Origin of the sequence: Herbidospora sakaeratensis (genome assembly GCF_001570525.1) — a bacterium.
GTDB lineage: Bacteria > Actinomycetota > Actinomycetes > Streptosporangiales > Streptosporangiaceae > Herbidospora > Herbidospora sakaeratensis.
In genome coordinates this window covers 194464-213903 of the sequence record NZ_BBXC01000018.1, presented here as the reverse complement: position 1 = coordinate 213903, position 19440 = coordinate 194464, and the positions used below count along the sequence as shown (strand labels likewise).

Here is a 19440-nt window from a genome sequence, read left to right as displayed (position 1 = left end):
GTGTCGGTCACCGGTCGTGGGCGGGGATCCACCACATCCGGCCGTCGGACACCTCGTGGTAAACGTCGAGCAGGTCGCAGCCGGTCACCTTGCTGCGCGACTCGGCCGCGGCCCAGGCGTAGACCCCCCTGGCCATCGCCCCGGGCTCCTGCTGGACGCGGAGGGCGTACACCCGCGCCCTTATCTCATGGATCTTGTGGTCGTCGGGCTCCGCCTGGACGGCGAGCTCGGCCAGCTGGCAGGCCAGCCGAAGGTCGCCCTCCGCCGCGGCGACCACCGCGCGCCCCGCCACGGTTCCGGCGCCCGCCGCCAGGTCGGCGATGGCTCTGGCGAAGACGGCGTCCGGGGCGGGCTTGAGGCTCGCCGGGTTGCCGTCGTGCCAGCCGCCGTGCAGGCGCCAGATGTTGCGCACGATGAACTCGGGCTCGTCGTAGTAGGGCTGCAGGTAGGGGCGCTGCGACAACTCCAGCGGTGGCTTCACGGTGTGCAGGATCTCGTCGAGGCGCGCCCCCGCGTTCATCAGGTCGAGCGTCTGCTCGACCAGACTGTCGAGGTAGTCGGCCGTGTCGATCAGGGCCCGGCGCACCCGCAGGGCGCCGGTGATCGGCAGGCCGTGGCCGGGCAGCAGGATCTCCGCGTCGAGCGTGGCCATCGTCCGCAGCGCGACGGCCCACTCGTCGGGATACCGCTGCACCCGCTGCGGGTTCCCGGCGCTGGGGGTCACCCAGACGAACAGGTCGCCGGTCAGCAGGATGTTGCGTTCGGGGATGTGCGCCCACGTCGCGTCGTCGGTCTCGCCGCGGGCGTGGTGCAGTTCGAAGGTGACGTCCCCGAGCGTCAGGGTGAGCCGGTCCTGGTAGGTCAGGTCGGGCACCCGGTAGGTGGCCGGCCACTGCATCTGCCCGAACCCGAACTGGCGCTGGTTGATGACCGAGTTGTAGCCGGCGGTCCGGGCGTAACGGGCGAACCGGTTCGCCACGCCCTCATGCGCGACGACGATGGGCCGCGTCCCATCTTCGCCGTCGAAGCACTCCATTCCCCCCACATGGTCGAAGTGCCCATGAGAGAACACGGCGTAGCGAACCGGTTCGTCCGACCAGGCCCGGATGGCCTGGTGCATGGCCGGGGCGTCGATGGCGTTGCCCGTGTCGAACAGCGCCAGCCCCGCCTCCCCCTTGACGGCGTACACGTTTCCGAAGGCCGGCCACATGGCGACGCCCTCGGTGACCTCCTGCACGCCGTCGGCGCGCAGCTCGGCGAGGGGCACCTCGTGCGCCCGCACCGCTCCGCGCCAGACCTTGTCGGCGTACTCCAGGATCCCCATGGAGCCGATGGTGCCGTGCTGGCTTCGGTTGTCGCAGTAGGGAGCTCCCTACAGCTCCCCGCGTTCGACGGCGAGCGCCACTTCGAGGCGCGACCGCAGGCCCGTCTTCGCGTAGACGCGGCTCAGGTAGACCTCGACGGTCTTGCGGCTGTAGTGCAGCTCGTCGGCGATCTGCGGGTTCGAGCGGCCCTCGGCGACCAGTTCGATGACGCGGCGTTCGGCCGGGGTGAGGGTGGCCGAGGGCGCGGGGGCGATGCCGGCCTCGCGCATGTGCTGGAGGGTGCGGTCGCGCCAGGGGGCCGCGCCGAGGGCGGTGAAGAGGGTGTGCGCCTTGGCGAGCTGCGCCGGGTCGGCGTACAGACCGAGCATGAGACGGGCGCGGGCCTCCTCGTAGGGGAGGCCGCGCGCCTTCTCCAGCGCGGCGTGGGCGCGGTCGGCGTCGCCGAACGCCCACGCCATGGCCAGGTCGGCGGCCACCTTGGTGCGCGGGGTGCCGTTGCGGGCCGAGTCGTCGAGCCGCTCGGCGGCCGGCCGGGCCCCTACGGTCTCGCCGGTGATGGCGTGCCAGATCACCTCGACCGCCAGGACCCGGTGGAGCACCTCGGGCACCTCGGTCGCCTTGGCCAGCTCGATCGACCGCCACGCCGCGGCGCGGTCGCCGGTGCCGAGGAACAACCGCGCGGTGTACATGTGGCGCAGGCCCGTCTGGGTCGCGCTCGCCGGGGGCGGGTCGGCCAGGATCGCCCGCGCCTCGTCGTAGCGGCCCTGGTCGAGCAGGATGTCGGCCTCGACGTTGCGCAGCAGCGCGTGGTTCTCCAGCAGGCCCGCCTCGGTCAGCGGCCCGGCCGAGGCCCGGATGTCGGCCAGGGCCTTCTCCCACTCGCCGCTCAGGCGGCGGACCACGGCCGTGGTGCGGGCGTTCTGCCCGGCGATGTCGTGCCAGCCGAGGCCGCGGTGGATGTGCTCGGCCTCCTCCAGCAACTTCACCGGACGGGTGAGCTCGCCGCCGGTCGCCAGCACGTGGGCGGCCGACTCCAGCGCGGCCAGCCGCGCGCCCGGCGGCATCGCGGCGGCGAACGTCAGCAGGAACGACACCGCCCGCTCGGTCTGCGGCCAGTCGCCCTCGACCAGCGCCCACATGGCCAGCGCCCCGGCCGTGATGACGCGGTCCTCCGGCGGGCAGCTCGGCAACCCCGCCCAGGCCAGGCGCGCGGCGTCGTCGGGCGGGCGGCGCAGCTCCCCGAGCAGCAGCGCCCGCTGGGCCAGCATCGCGGTCGGGTCGTCGGCGCGGGGCAGCTGCTTGGCCAGGATGGCGAGGGCGACGTCGTACCAGCCCATCGCGTGGGCCGCGCCGACGGCCACATAGGAGGTGCGGGTGTGGCGGCGGCCCGGCGGCAGCTGCGCCAGCGCCCGCTGGGCCGAGTTGAGCGCCAGGGCCGGGCGGGAGCCCTTCCAGTACGACAGCGCCTGTAACGCCAGCAGCTCGCCCTTGTCCTCGGTGATCTCGGCGGCCCGGCCGTACCAGTGGGCGGCCGACAGGGGGGCGGTCCAGCGGGTCACCTCGGCGGCCCGCGACATCGCCGCCCGCGCCTCGTCGGGGGAGCCGCCCTCGGCCATGTGGGTGGCCCATTCGAGCACCCGGCGCGCGCCGCTGAGGCCCTGCCGCTGGAGCGTCGCGGCGATGCGGGCGTGCAGGCGGCGGCGTTCGCCCGCGTTGAGGTCGGTGTGCAGCGCCTCGGCCACCAGCGGATGGGCGAAGGCGTAGCCGTCGCCGGTGTCGACCAGCACCTCGTCGCGCACCAGCGCGACCAGCGCGCGTTCGGCGGCGCGTTTGTCGAGCCCGGCGAGCTCGGCGACCTCCTCCAGGGTGCCCGGCGTGTCGATCGCGGTGGTGTCGCGGGTGCGGCCCAGCGTGGCCAGCACCCGCGCCAGGTCGCGGCCGGCCTTGTCGCGCTGGAAGATGCGGCTCAGGATCGCGCCGCGCCGCGCGCCCGGGTCGGGGGAGCGCACCGCCCCGCCCTGGACGAGCGCGAGCACCGCCTCCTGGACGAACCACGGGTTGCCCTGGCTCTCGGCCAGCACCCGGTCGAGCATGCTGTCGCTCGGGGCCCGGTCGAGCAGCGACGTGATCAGGTTCCTGACCTCGGCGCGCGAGAGGGGGTCGAGGCGGACCGCCAGGTCGACCTCCAGCGACGGCGTCCGCCGCGCGGTCACCACGATCGCCAGGCCCGGGCAGCTGCGCGGCAGCGTCTTGAGCAGCCGCAGCGTGTCGGCGTCGGCGTGGTGGACGTCGTCGATGGCCAGCAGGGTGCGGCCCGGCAGCCCGGCGAGCAGCTGCCCGGCCAGCGCGCCCGGCGAGGCCACCGGACGGCCCGGCTGGCTGCCCAGCGCGGCCCGGTCGATGGCGTCGTACAGCTCCCACAACCGCTGCTGCGCCTTCGGCTCGCGGCCGAGCGACTCCAGCGCGTCGACGAGCGGCGCGTAGGCCAGGCCCTCGTCGAGTTCGCGGGCCCGTCCTCTGAGCACGCGGAAACCCGCCGCCTGGGAGGTCAGCTCACCCAGCAGGTGGGTTTTGCCGAGCCCCGCGGCACCGGTGATCAAGATGGTGCGCGGCGTTTCCCGGAGAGCCGATTCCAGCTCACGCAGGAGCTGGACACGGCCGAGGCCCCTGTCGACGGGACGTCACCCCCTTCACGTGCGTCACAGAGCTGACGCGGTGATCCGGTTGAACGTTCACCCGATGTGTGCAGAAATCGTAGATTGCCACGGCGGTCGTGACCAGACCGGCGGCCGCACCGTCAGATTCGGCGATTAGTGACATGGCGGACGGGTTCGCCGGAACGTACATAACAGATCGTGGCTTACACCGATGAGCAGCTCGGCCTTGCCGCCCAGGTCCGGGCCGCCCTCCTGGCGCCGCCGGCCGACGCGCGGCTGCCCGGCTGGGACGCGCTCGCCGCGACCGGATTCCTCGGGTGTTTGGTATCGCCGGCGTCCGGCGGGCTCGGCCTGCGGTTCGCCGACACGGTGCCCGCGTTCGCCGAGACCGGCCGCGCCGCGCTGCCCGGCCCGCTGGTGGAGACGTGCGTGCTCGGCGCGCTGCTGCTGCCGGAGTGTCTCCACGGGCCGCTCGCCCGCGGCGAGCTGCGGGTCTCGGCCCGCGTCGGAGACGCCGTGTACGCCCCCGACGCCGACACCGCGAGCCTGCTGGTCGTCGAGCGTCCCGGCGGGGTCCTGGAGGCCCTCCCGCCCTCCTCGGCGCGGCTGACGCCCCGCCCCGGCCTCGACCCGGGCCGCCGGCTGTTCAGCGTGGCGGCCGAGCGTCCCGGCCTTCCCCTGGGCACGCGGGTGTCGGCCCTGCCGGCCCTGCGGATCGCGACCGTCGCGGTGGCCGCCCAGCTCGTCGGCCTGGCCCGGCACCTGTGCGCGGTCGCTGACATCCCGCCCGACGCGGCCGAGTGCGCGGCCTCCCTCGTGGACGACGCCGCGGTCGTCGCCGGCGACCACGAGTCGCGGACCGAAGGGGAGGTCGTGCGCGCCGTCAGCGCGGCCAAGGCCGCAGCCGGGGAGGCCGCCGCCGGGGCGGCCCACGCGATCCTGCGGCACGGATCGCGCGGGCACGACCTCCGGGTGGCCCGGGTGTGGTCGCTCGGGTCGGCGTACGGAGACACCGGACTGCACCGGGCGCGGCTCAGAGCGGCGCGCCTGGGGGTCCCGGAGCTCTACCGCCGGTGACGGCCCAGGTAGTCCTTCGACGCCGAGGACGCCGGACGCCGGTGACTGGCCAGGAAGGCCAGCGCCAGCAGCACCACCAGCAACGGCGCCACGAGCCCCTGCGCGCTCAGCGCGTGCGGGACGGAGGAGGGCGCCGGCCGGCTCGCGGCCACCGGGAGGGCACTGATCTGAGGGTGGACGAGCGGCGACTCCGCCGCCATCTCCTTGAGGAGGATGACCTTGGGGGTCGGCCCCCGGGGCGTCGCGGGGGCCGTGAGGGCCTCCTCGGACGTGGCCGGGGGTGTGTCGGCCCAGACGAGCGGACCACGGTCCGGACAGCCGTTCTCGTCGCTGCCCGTGCACCCGCCGGGGCCGACACCGGCAAGCGAGCCGGAGTCGGACGAGATCCCAGGAGTGACGTCGGCGCCGATCCCCGACCAGACGTGCTGTGGTCCGGGCCCGGACCAGGTGTCCCTGAACCCGTGCCCGTCCTCCGACCCGCCACCGGACCTGGTGTCGGGCCGGTCGCCCGGCCGGGAGCCGATCCCGAACTTGGGCATGGTGTGCGACCCGGTCCCGGTGTCAGCGCCGGTGCGGGCTCCGGTCTCCGCGTCGGAGTCGGTCCCGGCCCCGGGGTTGGTCTCCGCGGTGGTGCCGGTCCCGGCTCCGGGGTTGGTGTCCGCGGTGGTGTCGGTCCCGGCTTCGGGGTTGGTGCCCGCGCTGGTGTCGGATCCGTCCCTGGCATTCGATCCGGTGTCGGCGCCATCGTGGGAGCCCCGGCCGGTGCGGGCGCCGCTTTCGGTGTCCGACCCCCTGTCGACACCCGGGCCCGTGCCGGTTCCGGTCTTTGTGTCCGATCCCCTGTCGACACCCGGGCCGGTGTCGGTTCCGGTTTCGGTGTGCGATCCGGTGTCGGTTCGAGGGCCGGTACCCGCGCCGGCGTGAGTTCCGGTCTTGGCGTCCGGGGTGTCAGCTCCGGCGTCGGATCCGTTCCTGGCATCCGATCCGGTGTCGGCTCCGGGCGCGGTGCTTGGGCCGGTCTTCGCGGCGGTGTCAGGTCCGGATTCGGTGCCTGAGTCGGCGCCGGATGTCTGGCCGGATTCGGTGCCTGAGTCGGTGCCGGATGTCGGGCCGGATTCGGTGTCCGAGCCCTTGCCGTGGCCGGGTCGGCCGTCGAAGCCGATGCCGGGTTTGTCTTCGAAGCCGCCGCCGGAGCGGGTGTCCGGCCGGTCCCACGGGCGTGGGTGGGGGCCCATGCCGGGCCGGGTCTCGGTGCCGGTTTCGGTGCCTGCTTCGGTGCCGGTTTCGGTGTCCGGGCCGGTGCCGGTGGTGGTGTCGGTCGTGGTGTCCGCGCCGGTCTCCGCTGGGCCGGCGGTCTTCTCCAGGATCTGTTCCGGGTAGCCGAACCCGACGACCGTCCCCTCGTCGTGGGTTCGTTCCCGGACCATGTTGCTGGTGTTGCCCTCGATCGAGGTGAACTGCGAGCCGTTCACCTTCGTCACGAGTCCTACGTGATCGATACCGTCGATGCTTCCTCCGCCGTTCCAGTCGAAGAAGACGACCGCTCCGGGCTTCGCCTCGTGGCCCCAGGCCCCCTGCGCCTGAAACCACTGCGCGTGCGCGACCGTGTAGGAGAACTCTCCGAACCAGTCGCTGTAGCCGAGCTTGTTCGCCCCCCATGACAGGAACATGTCGCACCAGGGCTGGTACGAGTAGTCGGCGTCGGTCTCGACGGCGTTGTACCAGTCCCCGAACTTGGTGTAGCCGCCGGATTGCTCTTGGTATCCGATCTCCTTCCTCAACAACGTGATGAGCTTCTGCATCTCTGGGGTCATATGTGACATCCATTACGCTTCGGGGTCAATCTGCGTGAATGGGATGTTCATGGACCTTTAAGGTGCAGGTCAACTCACTTTACTCAAACATGACCAAACTGGACATACAGGATACGCCCAGGTCAGAGGGCTCGACCGGGCTCCGAGTCCGACGGCGCCGGGGTTTCCGGCTCCTCCTCGACCGGACAGGCGGGAGCTTCCAGCGTGACCGTCTGGGCGGCCGTGTCTCCCCCCGGTGCCGCCGTCACGCTCACCTGCCGGACGTCCCGCGCGCCGCACGGAGCCTGCCGGTAGCCCGTCTGGAACTCGCGGACGTAGTCCTTGTCCCCGCTCAGCTCGGCCGTCGAGGTCGTCACGATCGGGCTGGTCTCCCGTTCGCCGACCCGGACCGTCCGGGTGAACGTCACCGTCAGCGTGATCGGCGCGGTGCTGCCCGAGGTCACCCTGACGGTCGCCAGCGAGCCGTTCCACCCCTGCAGGCTGACGGCGGGCGGCGCGCACTTGGGCCCGGTGACCTGCTTGCGGCTGGTCTGGGCGCCGTTGGCCGCCGCCGGCTCGGTGGTGATCTGCACGACGTACGTCGAGGTCTGGCCGCACGCCGGTTCGCCCAGGTCGGTGCGGGCGGTGAAGGAGTACTCCCGGTGCCCCGACAGGGTCGTGGTCGCCGACTTGGTGAGCTCGCCGTCGCGGCCGAAGCGAGCCACCACCTTCACCCGGCCGATGCCGTCGGCCTTGAGCCGCACCCCGGCGGCCTTGCCGTCCCAGCCGGTGATCGTGACGTTCTCGACCGCCGGGGGCGGGCACGGGCCGCCCTTGACCGTGACGGTCTTCGACGCCGCCTTGCCCGCCGGGGGCGAGGTCTCGACGGTGATGCGCCGGTAGGAGGTCGTACCGCACGCGGGTGGGGTGAAGGCCTGCTGCACGACGGGGGCGTAGGCGGTCGCGCCCGCGAGCGGGACCACCTGCGGCGGCAGCGTGTTCAGCGCCTTCTCGTCGGCGCCCTCGGCGAACCGGACCGTCATCGTGACCTGGGCCGGGGTGGTGGTCGCGAGCCGGACCGTGGCCGACTGCCCGTCGAACGATTGGATGGCGAGGCCGGACACCTTGAGCGGCGGCGGGGGAGCGGGGGTCGTCGGGCCGGCCGTGGCCGTCGCGGTGGCGGTCGCGGTGACCGTCGGCGTGGCGGTGCCCGGCGGCAGGACCGTCGACGGCTGCTCGGTGGCGGCCTCCTCCGACGGCTCCTCGCTCGACGGCTGCTCCTCCGGCGTGGCCGCGGGCGTGGTCTCCTCCTCCGGTACGGCCGTCGTCGGCTCCTCCTGAGTCGGGGTCTGCGAGGGCGGGCGCAACGTGGTGCCGCCCGCGACGGGGGTCTGGCCGTTGGCCGCCACCACGATCGCGATCACCACGGCCGCCACCAGCGACCCGGCGATGGCGAAGCGCGGCGCGAACCGGGTCAGCCGCTGGCTCAGGATGGTGCGCGCCAGCGAGGTGTTCACCTGCGGCGCCGGCGACGACGACTTGGCCAGCGGGAACATCAGCGCCATCAGCGTGGCCAGCTCGGCGAGGTGCCGCCGGCCGCGCTCCTCCCAGTCGCGCCCGTAGGCCGCCAGCGCGGCGAGCTCCAGGTCGGCGACGAACTGGTCGGCGGTCGGCGGCCGGGCCATCGGGTCCTTGGCCATGCCGCGCCCGACCAGCGCCCTCACCGAGGCCGGCACCTCCATCGTCGGGATCGGCGCCCCCTGGTGCTGCCGCCGCAGGGTGCCCACGTCGAGCGAGTGGAAGGGCCGGTGGCCGGTCAGGCACTCGAAGAACACGCAGGTCGCCGCGTAGACGTCGGTCGCCGGGCTGGCCGGGTTCCCGGCCCACTGCTCAGGGGCCATGTACGACGGCGTGCCCGTCGCCTGCCCCGCCTCGCCGACGTGGCTGGCGATGCCGAAGTCGGCCAGCTTGCTGGTGCCGTCGGCCTGGACCAGCACGTTCTCGGGCTTGTAGTCGCGGTGCACCACGCCGTGGGCGTGCGCCGCCGACAGGCCCATCAGCGACCCCTTCAGCACGACCAGCGCCGCCTCGGGCGAGGTGGTGCCGTGCTCGGCCAGGATGCCGCGCAGCGACACCCCGTCGACCAGCTCCATCACGATGGCCGCGTCGCCCCGGGGCGACTGCACGTATTCGTACAGCCGCACCACGTTCGGGTTCTCCAGCTCGACCATGAGCCGGGCCTCGCGCTGAAAGCTGGCCAGGAAGCCAGGGTCGCGTCGCAGCGTCTCGCTCAGATACTTGATGGCGACGTAAGCTCCGGTCGTCTCGTAGGTCGCCAGCACGACCCGGCCGCCACCCCCGGCGCCGAGTTCGCGTACCTCCCGGTAGCCCGGGACCGTCCACGTGCTCAACTGCGAAGCCCCCTCCATCGGGCACCCGGCGCGAAATGTCACCTAACGCCGCGTACTCATACGAAGGTCTCACCGCATCGTCAGCTTGTCACCGGACTAGAAATGTCACCTTGTCGCTGCAAACCGGTTGGGCATAGGGCGTAACCGACAGTCGCGAGGCTCTGACCTGCTCCGTTGGTGCGACCTTGGCGAACAGGGCGCGAGCATGGATGTCCGTTGGCAATACTGGAGGACAGAGGTGACCGGTATGCCCGGTCCGTATCGCGGACACGCGTAAATAGCGAAAAAGTTCGTCCGGATATCCCCTTGTCCCGGACCGTATCGCGTGTCCAGAATCTAATTTTGGGGGTGGGACACCATGATCAGAGTCGCCGTTGCCGACGATCACCCGCACGCACAGGCCGGGATCCGCCGCCTGCTGACCCGGATGCCCGAGGTGGGGTCGGTCGTCGCCGCCCCGCCCGCCGACGCCGAGATCGACGTCGTCCTCCTGGCCCTCTACGGCGGCGACCGCCGCCCGGCCCTCGCCGAGATCGAGGGGTGGACGCCCCGGGCCCGCGTCCTGGTGACCGCCGCCCCGGGCGAGCCGGCCGACGTCGTCGACGCCCTCCAGGCCGGCGCGTCCGGCTATCTCCCCAGGAACACCGCGCCCGACGAGTTCCGCCACGCGGTCCTCCAAGCGGCCGCCGGCGGGTTCGCCCTCGGCCAGGGCCTGGCCGAGGTCCTGCGCGGCCAGCTCGCCTCGGCGACCTCGACCCTCTGCCTGCGCCCCGCGCTCTCCCCGCGCGAGACCGAGGCGCTGCGGCTCATCTCCAAGGGCTGCACCCAGCCCGAGACGGCCAAGGCCATGAACATCGAGGAGTTGTCGGTCGACCAACTGGTCGTCCGTATCCAGGTGAAACTGGGTTTCGGCAACCCCCGCGACCTCCGCCGCGTGACCGAAGACCTGGGACTCCAAAGGCTCTGAGGGTTGCGTGTGGCTCGGCGTCGGGAAGACGCTGGGCCCAGTGGAACCGAACGAGTACGAGGAGCAGATCCGCCTGCACCTCGCGGCGATAGCCCGAAGAGCGGCCGGCCCGGAAGTCGTCGACGCTCTCCTCGCGCACGCCCGGGTCGCCCGTTCACCGGCCTCGGTCGACGGCGCGGTCCGCGCCGCCCGCCTGTTGTGCGAACACGACGCCCTCGAACACGGCGGCACGCTGGTGCGCGCCCTCCGATCAGGCGCCGACACGTTGATCAGGCGTCCCGCCATGGCGCTGCCACTGGCTGAGGAGGCCGTCTCGCTGGCCCGCGGCCTGGGCGGCCCGCCGCTGATCGTCTCCCTGGCGACCCTGTCACGGGTGCTCCGCGCGGCCGGGAAGACGGCCGAAGCCGACGCCGCCGAGGCCGAAGCCGAGTCGCTATCGTGACGCGGTGACCGTTTCGCTGACCGACCACGTCTTCACCGTCCCCCTCGACCACGCCGACCCGTCGAAGGGCCTGATCGAGGTGTTCGCCCGCGAGGCGGTCGACCCCCGGCGCGCCGACGACGACCTGCCCTGGCTGGTCTTCCTCCAGGGCGGCCCCGGCGGCAAGGCCCCCCGCCCGCTCGACGGCGAGGGCTGGCTCGGACACCTGCTGCGCACCCACCGCGTGCTCCTGCTCGACCAGCGGGGCACCGGCCGCAGCAGCCCCGTGACGGCCAAGTCGCTGCCCCGCCCCGACGGCCCCGAACTGGCCGCCTACCTGTCGCACTTCCGCGCCGACGCGATCGTCGACGACGCCGAGCACATCCGCCGCGCCCTCGGCATCGAGCGCTGGTCGACCCTGGGCCAGTCCTACGGCGGCTTCGTGACGCTGACGTACCTGTCGAAGGCCCCCGGCTCCCTGTCGGCCTGCTACGTGACGGGCGGCCTGCCGGGCCTGCACGCCGACGCCGACGAGGTCTACGCCCGCACCTACCGCCGCGTGGCCGACAAGCTCCAGAGGTACTTCACCCGCCACCCCGGCGACCGCGCCCGCCTCGACGGCCTGCTCGCCTTCCTGGAGCGCAACGACGTCCGCCTCCCCGACGGCGACCGCCTCACCCCCCGCCGCCTGAAGTTCCTGGGCATGGAACTGGGCACCGGCAGCGGCGCGCAGTCCCTGCACTGGCTCCTGACCGAAGCCTGGGTCGGCGGCGAACTGTCCGACGAGTTCCTCTACCAGGTGATGGCCGAGACGTCCTTCGCCGGCAATCCCCTGTACGCGGTCATGCACGAGTCCATCTACGGACAGGGCGCCCCGACGAACTGGTCGGCCCACCGCCTGGCCCCCGACCTCCCCCTGACCGGGGAGATGATCTACCCCTGGATGTTCGACGAGATCCGCGCCCTGCGCCCGTTCCGGGAGACGGCGGAGCACCTGGCCCAGACGACCTGGACTCCCCTCTACGACCCGGAGCGCCTGGCTGCCAACGAGGTGCCGGTGGGCGCGGTCGTCTACTACGACGACATGTACGTCGACGAGGGCCTGTCGGCGCGGACGGCGCGTGAGGTCGCCAACGTGACGACGTGGGTGACGAACGAGTGGGAACACGACGGGTTGCGGGTGTCGGGGGAGACGGTCATCCGGAAGGTGATGGGCCTGATCCAGCCCAGATGAGCCGATAGCGGCCGCCTTCGGCGCGGATGATCCGGCGGGCGCGGGCGAACAGGTGCGGGTCTGACCGGGCGATCTCCTCGAAGTCGGCCGGCGTCATCTGCCGCACCCAGTCGAACGCGACCACCGGGATCTCGGCGGGGTCGACGTCGAGCTCCATCAACGTCACGGCCGCCAGCAGCGCCTGCGACGGGCGGGCATCGGAGTTGCGCAGCACCGCGACTATGAGATTCAGATGACGCCGCTCACGGGCGACCACATATAGCACGCAGTCGAGGAGGATGTCCGAGGAGCCCATCTTTGCGGCCCTCAGGCAGGCGCGGGCGAAGTCCTCCGTAGACACCTTGTGTCTCTCGTTGTAGAGCAACTGAAGTCGGCGGCGCATCATCCATGGCGTGAGCAATGGTTCGACCCGCACGAGGTCCTCTGTGCCGGGATTGTCCATGAGCCAGGCGTTGAGCAGCGGTCCGATGATGGAGTCCGCCGTATGGTCCCGATTTCGAAAATATGTCGTGGGGAGGTCTGACTGATGATGGAAGACCATCCGGGCCAAGGCGGTGATGGGCTGGCGGCCGCGTCCGGTGTCGAGTGAGGTGCGCGCAGCCCGTACCTCCCACTGCCTGAAGTCTGTGCCCGGCCTGATGTTGTGCGTCCACTCGATGACGTCGCCCGTCGCGGACAGGCCACCCTCGATGGGGACGTCGAAGAGGGTGACCGTGAGCTCCCGCTCCTCGCCCTCCCAGGTCCGGGCGATGACGAGCCATTCGTGGATCGCCGGCCAGTCCTCGCCGGTGAGCCCGGCCCGCCACAGGTCGACGAGGTTCTGCCACAGGGCGATCCGCGGTTCGCGGCCGCCGAACAGCTCCTTCGCTCGAATCGGCCCGTCGAACAGGACCAGGAGCAGCACCAGGTTGGCGGTGCGCCGCGCGACCCGCTGCACGGCCGAGATCGGGGCCGGCCGGTAACCGCCCTCTTCGGCGGAAGCGCCGAAAATGGCGGACTGGAACATTCTCAGCAACACGGCCCGGATATGCGGATTCTCGTCGCGCATCTCATTGAGAAAACGCAGAATCGGCACCCGGACCGCCATGACCGCGAACGAGAGCAGCTCTTCCAGATTGGTCTGCGCGACCGCGCGGAATCGGCTGGGCCGCGCCTCGGCCGCCGCCTCCTCCAGCACCAGATCTATGATCAACCGGGCGACGAGATATTCGCCGAAGGTGGCGTGCAGGAACTCGTAGGTGCTGAAGGAACCGGTGTCCTGCCGGGCCTGTGCCTGGTGGACGAAGAAGAACCGCCCCAGCACCTTCTGCGCGGCGGTCAGCGACCGCTGGAACCCGGTCGTCGTGACCGTGCCCTGCGGCATGAGCGCCGCGAGGTCGCGGTTCAGGTCGTCGTGGGTGACCCACTGCTGGCCCCGGTTGAACATGGCGAACGCGGCGACCGACAGCCGCAGCAACTCGAACTCGACCGATTCGGCCAGCCCGCGGTCGTCGAGGTCCTTCTCGTGTTTGCGGATCTCGCGCGCGGCGAAGCTGGCGAGAAGGCGTTCGTACAACTCCGACTGGCGAAGCCGGCCGGTGAGCGGGCCGTCGTAGAGGGCGAGCATCAGCAGGAGCAGCGGCTGCCGGGCCAGGTCGGGATAACAGAGCACGTCGTGGGAGGACAGGCGAGAGCCGGTGCTGCGGTTCCACGCGTCGACCCAATCGCGGACCTGGTCGTCGGAGAAGGGCTCCAGCCGGAGCGCGACCGACTCGCGGGGCACCCGGCAGCGGTCGGCGACAGCGGTCCGGGTCGTCACGATCACCACGAGCGGACGGCCGAGCGAGGCCTCGCGTTCCTGGAACTCCATGGCCTGACGCAGGTAGTCGGCCCGGTTCACGCCGGTGGCCTGGAGCAGTTCGTCGAGGCCGTCGAGAAGGACGACAGGCAGTGCGCCCTCCGCCGACCGGGCCAGGTCGGGCCACGAGATCGTCTCGCCGGTCGTCACGTGGACACCCGCCTCGATCTGCTCCTGAATGCCCGCGTCGGCGGGCACCTGCCGCAGCGGCACCCGGATCGGCAGGAAGTCGCTCTGCGGCAGCCGTGCCGCCAGCATCTGCGTCAGCACCGACTTGCCCGCCCCCGGCTGACCGAGGATGAGCAGGGGAGCCCGTAACGCCTCGAACGACGTGAGGTGTCCGGCCAGCAGTTGTCCCAGGTCGCCCCGGACCTCCTTGTCCTCCCACGTGGCTTCCAGGCTCAGGTCGCTGCCGCTCGGGTCGTCCACGCGCCGGAAGAGCGGCACGACGTAGCCCTCGCCGAGACTCGGGATGCGCAGGCCGGCGGCCTGCTCGTCGCCGGTGATGATCGGCCGGATCAGCGCGCCGGCGTTCAGCGCGTGGAGGCTCCGCACCTTCGCCGACGGCACCCGCCCGGCCGTCACCTCCAGCAGCATCGTCTCCAGGCCCGCGAGTGCCGTCTGGGTCGATTCGTGGGCCCGCAGCTGCGCCCAGAAGGCGAACTCGGGGAAGTCGGCGGCGAGCCGGTGATAGAGCTCCTCGTAGTGGCGCGCCGCGGCCCCGGGGAGTTCCGTGATCACCTCCTCCCACCATTCGCGGCTGATGAGGCTCCGGTTGCGGAGGAACACCGGGAGTGTCCTCGACGCGAGCTCGTAGGCCGATCGCAGATCGCCCAGTTGGGGGCGGGTAGGGGTGACCGGATCGCGTTCAAGCAGGACAGACCGCAGTCGCCTGAGGTCGTTCATCGTCGACTCGGTCGCCGGGCCGTCGAGTCGCAGCAGGTCGAGGGAGAAACGCGGGGTGACCACGTCGTCGAGCGCCTCGAAGAACGCCGTCGTGATGATGACCTCGTGCGCCGCGACCAGCCGTTCGGTGCGGGTCGCGCGAGGCGCCCGGCCCAGCTTCTCGCGCAGGTTCCCCAAGAGCTGGTTCGCCAGCCGGATCGCCTCGGTCTTCGCGTCGAACAGGCTCACGGCCGCCGGGCCGCCCAGGAAGAGCGCCGCCCCCAGCGCGTTGTCCAGCGCCTTGATCACCTTCGAGTCGCCGCCCAGTAACGCAACCGCGTCGGCGTAGGTCACCCGCTTGGCCATTCCCCGATCCTAGGGACGTGTGATGCAGTTGCGGGCATGGCGCGAAATCTCATTCTTTCCGGAGGTGTGGCCCACGACTTCGCGGCCACGTCACGCACCCTGGCCGAGGTCCTCCTCGAAGCGGGCGTCGAGTCGGAGATCACCGACGACATCGCGGGCGCCCTGTCGGAACCCCCGCAGGTCGACCTGATCACCATCAACGCGATGCGGTGGAAGAACCAGCGTGGTCACTTCGAGGACCAGCGCGACCAGTGGCACCTCCCGCTCAGCGCCGACGCCCGCGCGGTGCTGCTCGACCACCTGAACAAGGGCGGCGGCGTGCTGGCCATGCACACCGCGTCCATCTGCTTCGACGACTGGCAGGGCTGGCCGCGCGTGCTGGGCGCCTCGTGGAAGTGGGGCAAGTCGCACCATCCGCCGATCGGCTGGACCACCGTCCACGTCAACCGCGACCACGTCATCACCGACGGGCTGCGCGACTTCGACGTCGTCGACGAGGTCTACAGCGACCTCGACGTGCTGCCCGACGTCACGCCGCTGGCCACCGCGCTGGGGCAGCCGGTGCTCTGGGCGCGGAACGTCAGGAGGGGTCGTCTGGTGTACGACGCCCTCGGGCACGACACCCGGTCCTACGACTCGCCGGTCCACCGCACGCTGCTCTGCCGTGCGGCCCAGTGGCTACTTCGGCAGCCCGTCGGCATCTGCGAGTAGCCGGGCCGACTCCGACTCCTCGGCCAGGCGGCGCACCACGTCCAGGACCCGGCCGTAGAGCACGGTCCCGATCACGTGGGCCTCGACGGCCGTCTCGCGGGGGCCGTCGAACGGGATGCGCGACATCTCGTGGTCGCGCACCAGCCCGCCGACCGCGGCGGCGTAGGGGCGCAGGTCGGGCAGGGTGACCCGCTGGTCGAGGCGGCGGAGGGTGACGATGGTCTGGGCGAGCTCGTCGCGGCCGGGGGCCGAGGGTTCGACCCGCCAGCCGCGTTCGCGGATGAGTTCGTCGACCATGGCGCGGGCGTCGGCCCACTCCTCGGTGTCCTCGGGTTCGGTCTTTGGCGACAACGCGTAGTGGGCGGTGCCGAGCATCTCGTGCACGCCCTTCGACTCGTCCTCCACCGCCTCGATCACGGCCCTGATCGAGGAGATGGGCAGTTTGCCCACTTCGAGCAGGGCTCTGATCAGGCGGAGCCGCCGCACGTGCGGGGCGCCGTACACCGAACGGGTCGCGGAGGCCTGTTCGCCCGGCGGTAGGAGCCCTTCCCGCTGGTAGTACTTGATGGTCGGGATGGGCACGCCGGTCGCTTCGCTGAGCTGGGAGATCCGCACGCTGGATATCTTAGCTATCCAACCGGCCCACTCCGGCGAGCCCGACCGCCCCGCTCGACGCCGTCGTCAGCTCGCGGGCGACCGGGTCGTCGGGACGCCAGTCGGCGATCTCGACCAGCCCCGGCTCGTCGAGGGTGAAGCCGTCGAACAGCGCCAGCACCTCGTCGTGGGTCCGGAAGGCCAGGCCGCCGGCCGAGCTCTTCGCGTAGATCTCCCGGCCGGCCGCCAGGTCGTCGCCGACCGCCTCGCCGGGGCTCATGTGGGAGATCACCAGGTGGCTGCCGGGGGCCAGGGCGTCGCGGAAGCCGGCGACGTGCCGCCGGACCTCCTCGTCGTCGGGGACGAAGTGCAGCACCGCGACCATCAGGACCGCGACCGGCTGGGAGAAGTCGAGGTGGGCCCGCACGTCGGGGTCGCCGAGGATCCAGGCGGGCTCGCGCAGGTCGCCCTCGGCCACGATGACGCCGGGGTCTTCGGCCAGGATCGCACGGGCGTGGACCAGCACCATGGGGTCGTTGTCGACGTACACGACCTTGCAGTCGGGCGCGTGCCGGAGGGCCACCTCGTGGACGTTGTCGCGGGTGGGCAGGCCCGCCCCGATGTCGAGGAACTGGCGCACCCCCCGGTCGATCAGGTGGCGGACGGCGCGGCCCAGGAACTCGCGGTTGGCCCGGGCCAGTTCCTTCGCGTCGGGCGAGATGGCGTTGATCGCCTCCGCGGCCTCGCGGTCGACGGCGAAATGGTCCTTGCCGCCGAGGAAGTAGTCGTACATCCGGGCCACACTCGGCGTGAGAGGGTCGACGCCGGGGGGTGCCTTTTCGAGGGTCACGCCGCGATCCTAAACCGCAACAGACTCACCGGTATGGCGAAATATCGGATCACCGCACCTGGCACTTGAGTGGGAAATCGTGCGGGATTAGCGTGATTTGTGCCCACCGGGACGGATCGCGCCCCGCCCCGGTGGGCCTCTATGAATTGGTGTGGAATGTCACTATTGAGCCACTTAGGGTCCGGGCGGAGCCGGAACACCGGTAGCTTTCCTACCCGTGCGCCCACCACGACGCGGCGACCAGCTCGGCCACGAGCGTCTCCGTGAGGAGCGCGACGCCGGGATCGTCGTCATGCCGGTAACGCACGCTCCCGGCCTGCCCGGCGACCTCGCCGCCGACGGTGACGACCGTGGAACCCCGTTCCCTGACCCACTCCATCGCCTGCCCGTCGTAGGGCGAGCCGGGGAACAGCAGGGCGCGGTAGTCGTAGGTCTTGGTGAGGTAGACGTCGACATGGGCCCAGTCGCCGGTCTCGCAGGCGGTGGCCTGGCGGCGCGGCCCCTCGCGCACCATCAGCGCCGACTGGTCGGCCGACGACAGGCGCTCGGCCGGGGCGATCGTGTAGACGCCGTGGGGGCCGTCGAGCAGTTCCATGACCCCCGGCAGCCAGTCGCCGCGCCGGTCGAGCAGGTCCTGCGTGGCCTCGGCGGCCCGTCTGACCAGAGAGCCGTCCATGCCGCGGTCGCTCAGGGCGAGCAGCAGGGCGAGGGTGTGCTGGAAGGTCCGGCACGCCACCCCGCCCTCCTCCGGTCCGGCCAGCATCGGGATGACGTGGTCGGCGCCCTCGGTGATCGGCGAGCCCTCCTTGTTGGTGAGCGCGGCCACGAACGACCCGCCCCGGTGGCGGGCGACCGCGTCGAGGGTCTCGCGGCTGCCCCCGGTGGCGGAGATGGCCACGACCAGGGTCGCCGGGTCGGGCGGGTAGCCCAGGCCCGCCGAGGCGTAGTCGGCGGCGGCGTCGACCCCGAGGGCGCGCAGGCGCAGGGCGGCGACGCGCGCGGCGTACCGGGAACTGCCCATGCCCAGGAACAGCACCCGCCGCGCGGCTTCGGGCACGCCGTCGAACAGGCCGCCCGCGTCGAGCGCGGCGGCCAGCCGATCGAGCGACTCGGGCTTCCTCAGCAGGTCGTCGAGGAACTTTCCGGCGTCCATCTCAGCAGCCTCTCAGAACCAGGTCCGCAGCACGCCCATGGGGGCGTAGCGCCAGCGCTCCAGGAACCGGCCCGCGTAGATGAGCTCCCGGCACAACTGCTCGGCCTCGAACGGCCGCAGCAGCGAACGGTCGAGCAGGTCGGCCCGCCCGGCCTCCTCAAGCCGTCTCGTGTACGCCTGCTCCAGCCCCTCGCGCGCCCCCCACACCCAGGCCGAGATCGCCTGGGGGTCGGCGCCGCGCCGTTTGATCGCGACCTGCCCGGCGTTCTCGACGCTGATCACGAGCTGGGCCAGGTCGCGGGCGGCCGGCTGGTAGGGCGACGCGTCCGGCACGGTCGGGTTGCCGTCGAAGTCGATCAGCGAGAAGCCCCCCTCCCATTCGAGGATCTGGCCCACGTGCAGATCACCGTGGACGCGCATCACCTGCGTCTCGCCGGCCACCTGCAACGGCGCGAGCTCGCGCCGCAGGTCGGCGACGTGGTCGGCCAGCCAGGCCGCGTCGGTCTCGTCGGTCGTCAGCGCCAGCGCCTCGTCGAGCGCCCGCGCGGCCCGCGCCGACCAGCCGTCGGTGGCCGGCATGAGACGCACCGGCTCGGCGACGACCTCCGACGGCGTCGCCATCGCCAGGTGGAGATCGGCCGCCAGGACGCCGATCTCCGCCGCGAAGGCGGTCCGCCCGGCGGCGGCCTCCTCGGCGCACCACTCCCAGCCGTCGCGGGCCCCCGGCAGGTACGCCGTGGCCAGCCCGGCCAGCGCCGCCCCGCAGAAGATCGCCGCGTACGGCTCCGCCGTGCGCGTGAACCCCGCCTCGGCCAGGTGGGTCAGCATCTCCAAGCCGGGATGCGGGCCCTCCGACGGATGGGGGAACCACTTCACGATCACCTTCTCGCCCACGACCACCGACCGGTGGGTCTGGTCGACGGTGATCGCGCGTTCTCCCGCCGGGAAGCCCGGCAGCGGGCGCATCTCGCGCACCGCGAAGGGCGCCGGTGCGGCGCCCAGGTTCCGGAGGACCTGCTCGGTCACCCCGGGACCCGCCTCAAGCTCCTCGCCGAGGCGCAGGACGACGTTCCCCGGCAACGCCCAGTCTGCGGACTCCACCGCGCTCTCCTGAATGTCGGTTCAACTGGAAACACAAACTCAGAGCTCACCCCGCGCG

General features: G+C 71.9%; 14 protein-coding genes. 5 read left to right on the top strand and 9 right to left on the bottom strand.

Annotation, left to right across the window (positions count from 1 at the left end):
* Positions 1-7: 7 nt before the first annotated feature.
* Both AW271_RS29220 and AW271_RS29215 read right to left on the bottom strand, forming a co-directional pair.
* Positions 8-1324: an alkyl sulfatase dimerization domain-containing protein gene (locus AW271_RS29220; protein ID WP_062340812.1), complete on the bottom strand. Its 1317-nt coding sequence runs from the start codon at positions 1322-1324 to the stop codon at positions 8-10.
* A gap of 48 nt (positions 1325-1372) precedes the next feature.
* Entirely contained in the window at positions 1373-3970 is a 2598-nt protein-coding gene (locus tag AW271_RS29215) for a helix-turn-helix transcriptional regulator (protein WP_275935786.1), read from the bottom strand.
* Between the two features lie 210 nt (positions 3971-4180).
* On the opposite strand from AW271_RS29215, the gene AW271_RS29210 reads away from it, so the two are divergent.
* On the top strand, positions 4181-5059 hold the full coding sequence (locus tag AW271_RS29210; protein ID WP_062340810.1) for a hypothetical protein: 879 nt from the start codon (positions 4181-4183) through the stop codon (positions 5057-5059).
* Here AW271_RS29210 and AW271_RS29205 read toward each other — a convergent pair.
* Both AW271_RS29205 and AW271_RS29200 read right to left on the bottom strand, forming a co-directional pair.
* The gene (locus AW271_RS29205; RefSeq protein ID WP_062340809.1) at positions 5047-6861 is read right to left on the bottom strand and encodes a CHAP domain-containing protein; all 1815 of its coding nucleotides are present in this window, start codon (positions 6859-6861) and stop codon (positions 5047-5049) included. The two genes, AW271_RS29210 and AW271_RS29205, sit on opposite strands and share 13 nt — an antisense overlap.
* Positions 6862-6995: 134 nt before the next feature.
* Positions 6996-9263 carry a serine/threonine-protein kinase gene (locus AW271_RS29200; RefSeq protein ID WP_062340808.1) on the bottom strand — a complete coding sequence of 756 codons (2268 nt, stop codon included), beginning with the start codon at positions 9261-9263 and terminating at the stop codon, positions 6996-6998.
* Positions 9264-9621: 358 nt separating this feature from the next.
* Here AW271_RS29200 and AW271_RS29195 point away from each other — a divergent pair, with 358 nt between their 5' ends.
* Genes AW271_RS29195 through AW271_RS29185 form a run of 3 tightly spaced genes read left to right on the top strand, consistent with a single transcriptional unit; the run spans position 9622 to position 11885 of the window.
* On the top strand, positions 9622-10230 hold the full coding sequence (locus AW271_RS29195) for a LuxR C-terminal-related transcriptional regulator (protein WP_062340807.1): 609 nt from the start codon (positions 9622-9624) through the stop codon (positions 10228-10230).
* Positions 10231-10270: 40 nt separating this feature from the next.
* Positions 10271-10672, top strand: a complete 402-nt coding sequence (locus tag AW271_RS29190; RefSeq protein ID WP_157554721.1) for a hypothetical protein — start codon at positions 10271-10273, stop codon at positions 10670-10672.
* Between the two features lie 4 nt (positions 10673-10676).
* On the top strand, positions 10677-11885 hold the full coding sequence (locus tag AW271_RS29185; protein ID WP_062340805.1) for an alpha/beta fold hydrolase: 1209 nt from the start codon (positions 10677-10679) through the stop codon (positions 11883-11885).
* Here the strand turns inward: AW271_RS29185 and AW271_RS29180 are convergent.
* Positions 11848-14973, bottom strand: a complete 3126-nt coding sequence (locus tag AW271_RS29180; RefSeq protein WP_062340804.1) for an NACHT domain-containing protein — start codon at positions 14971-14973, stop codon at positions 11848-11850. The two genes, AW271_RS29185 and AW271_RS29180, sit on opposite strands and share 38 nt — an antisense overlap.
* A 36-nt stretch (positions 14974-15009) precedes the next feature.
* Between AW271_RS29180 and AW271_RS29175 the strand changes: the two genes are divergently transcribed.
* Positions 15010-15684 carry a ThuA domain-containing protein gene (locus tag AW271_RS29175; RefSeq protein ID WP_063818151.1) on the top strand — a complete coding sequence of 225 codons (675 nt, stop codon included), beginning with the start codon at positions 15010-15012 and terminating at the stop codon, positions 15682-15684.
* On the opposite strand, the gene AW271_RS29170 is transcribed toward AW271_RS29175, so the two are convergent.
* The 4 genes from AW271_RS29170 to AW271_RS29155 form a co-directional block, all read right to left on the bottom strand.
* Positions 15652-16299 carry a MerR family transcriptional regulator gene (locus AW271_RS29170; RefSeq protein WP_062340802.1) on the bottom strand — a complete coding sequence of 216 codons (648 nt, stop codon included), beginning with the start codon at positions 16297-16299 and terminating at the stop codon, positions 15652-15654. The genes AW271_RS29175 and AW271_RS29170 overlap by 33 nt on opposite strands.
* A 10-nt stretch (positions 16300-16309) precedes the next feature.
* Complete coding sequence (locus tag AW271_RS29165; RefSeq protein WP_083977397.1) at positions 16310-17128, bottom strand: SAM-dependent methyltransferase; 819 nt, start codon at positions 17126-17128, stop codon at positions 16310-16312.
* A 211-nt stretch (positions 17129-17339) separates the two neighbouring features.
* The gene (locus tag AW271_RS29160; RefSeq protein ID WP_062340800.1) at positions 17340-18281 is read right to left on the bottom strand and encodes an SIS domain-containing protein; all 942 of its coding nucleotides are present in this window, start codon (positions 18279-18281) and stop codon (positions 17340-17342) included.
* 12 nt (positions 18282-18293) lie between these two features.
* Positions 18294-19382: a hypothetical protein gene (locus AW271_RS29155; RefSeq protein ID WP_062340799.1), complete on the bottom strand. Its 1089-nt coding sequence runs from the start codon at positions 19380-19382 to the stop codon at positions 18294-18296.
* Positions 19383-19440: the final 58 nt, after the last annotated feature.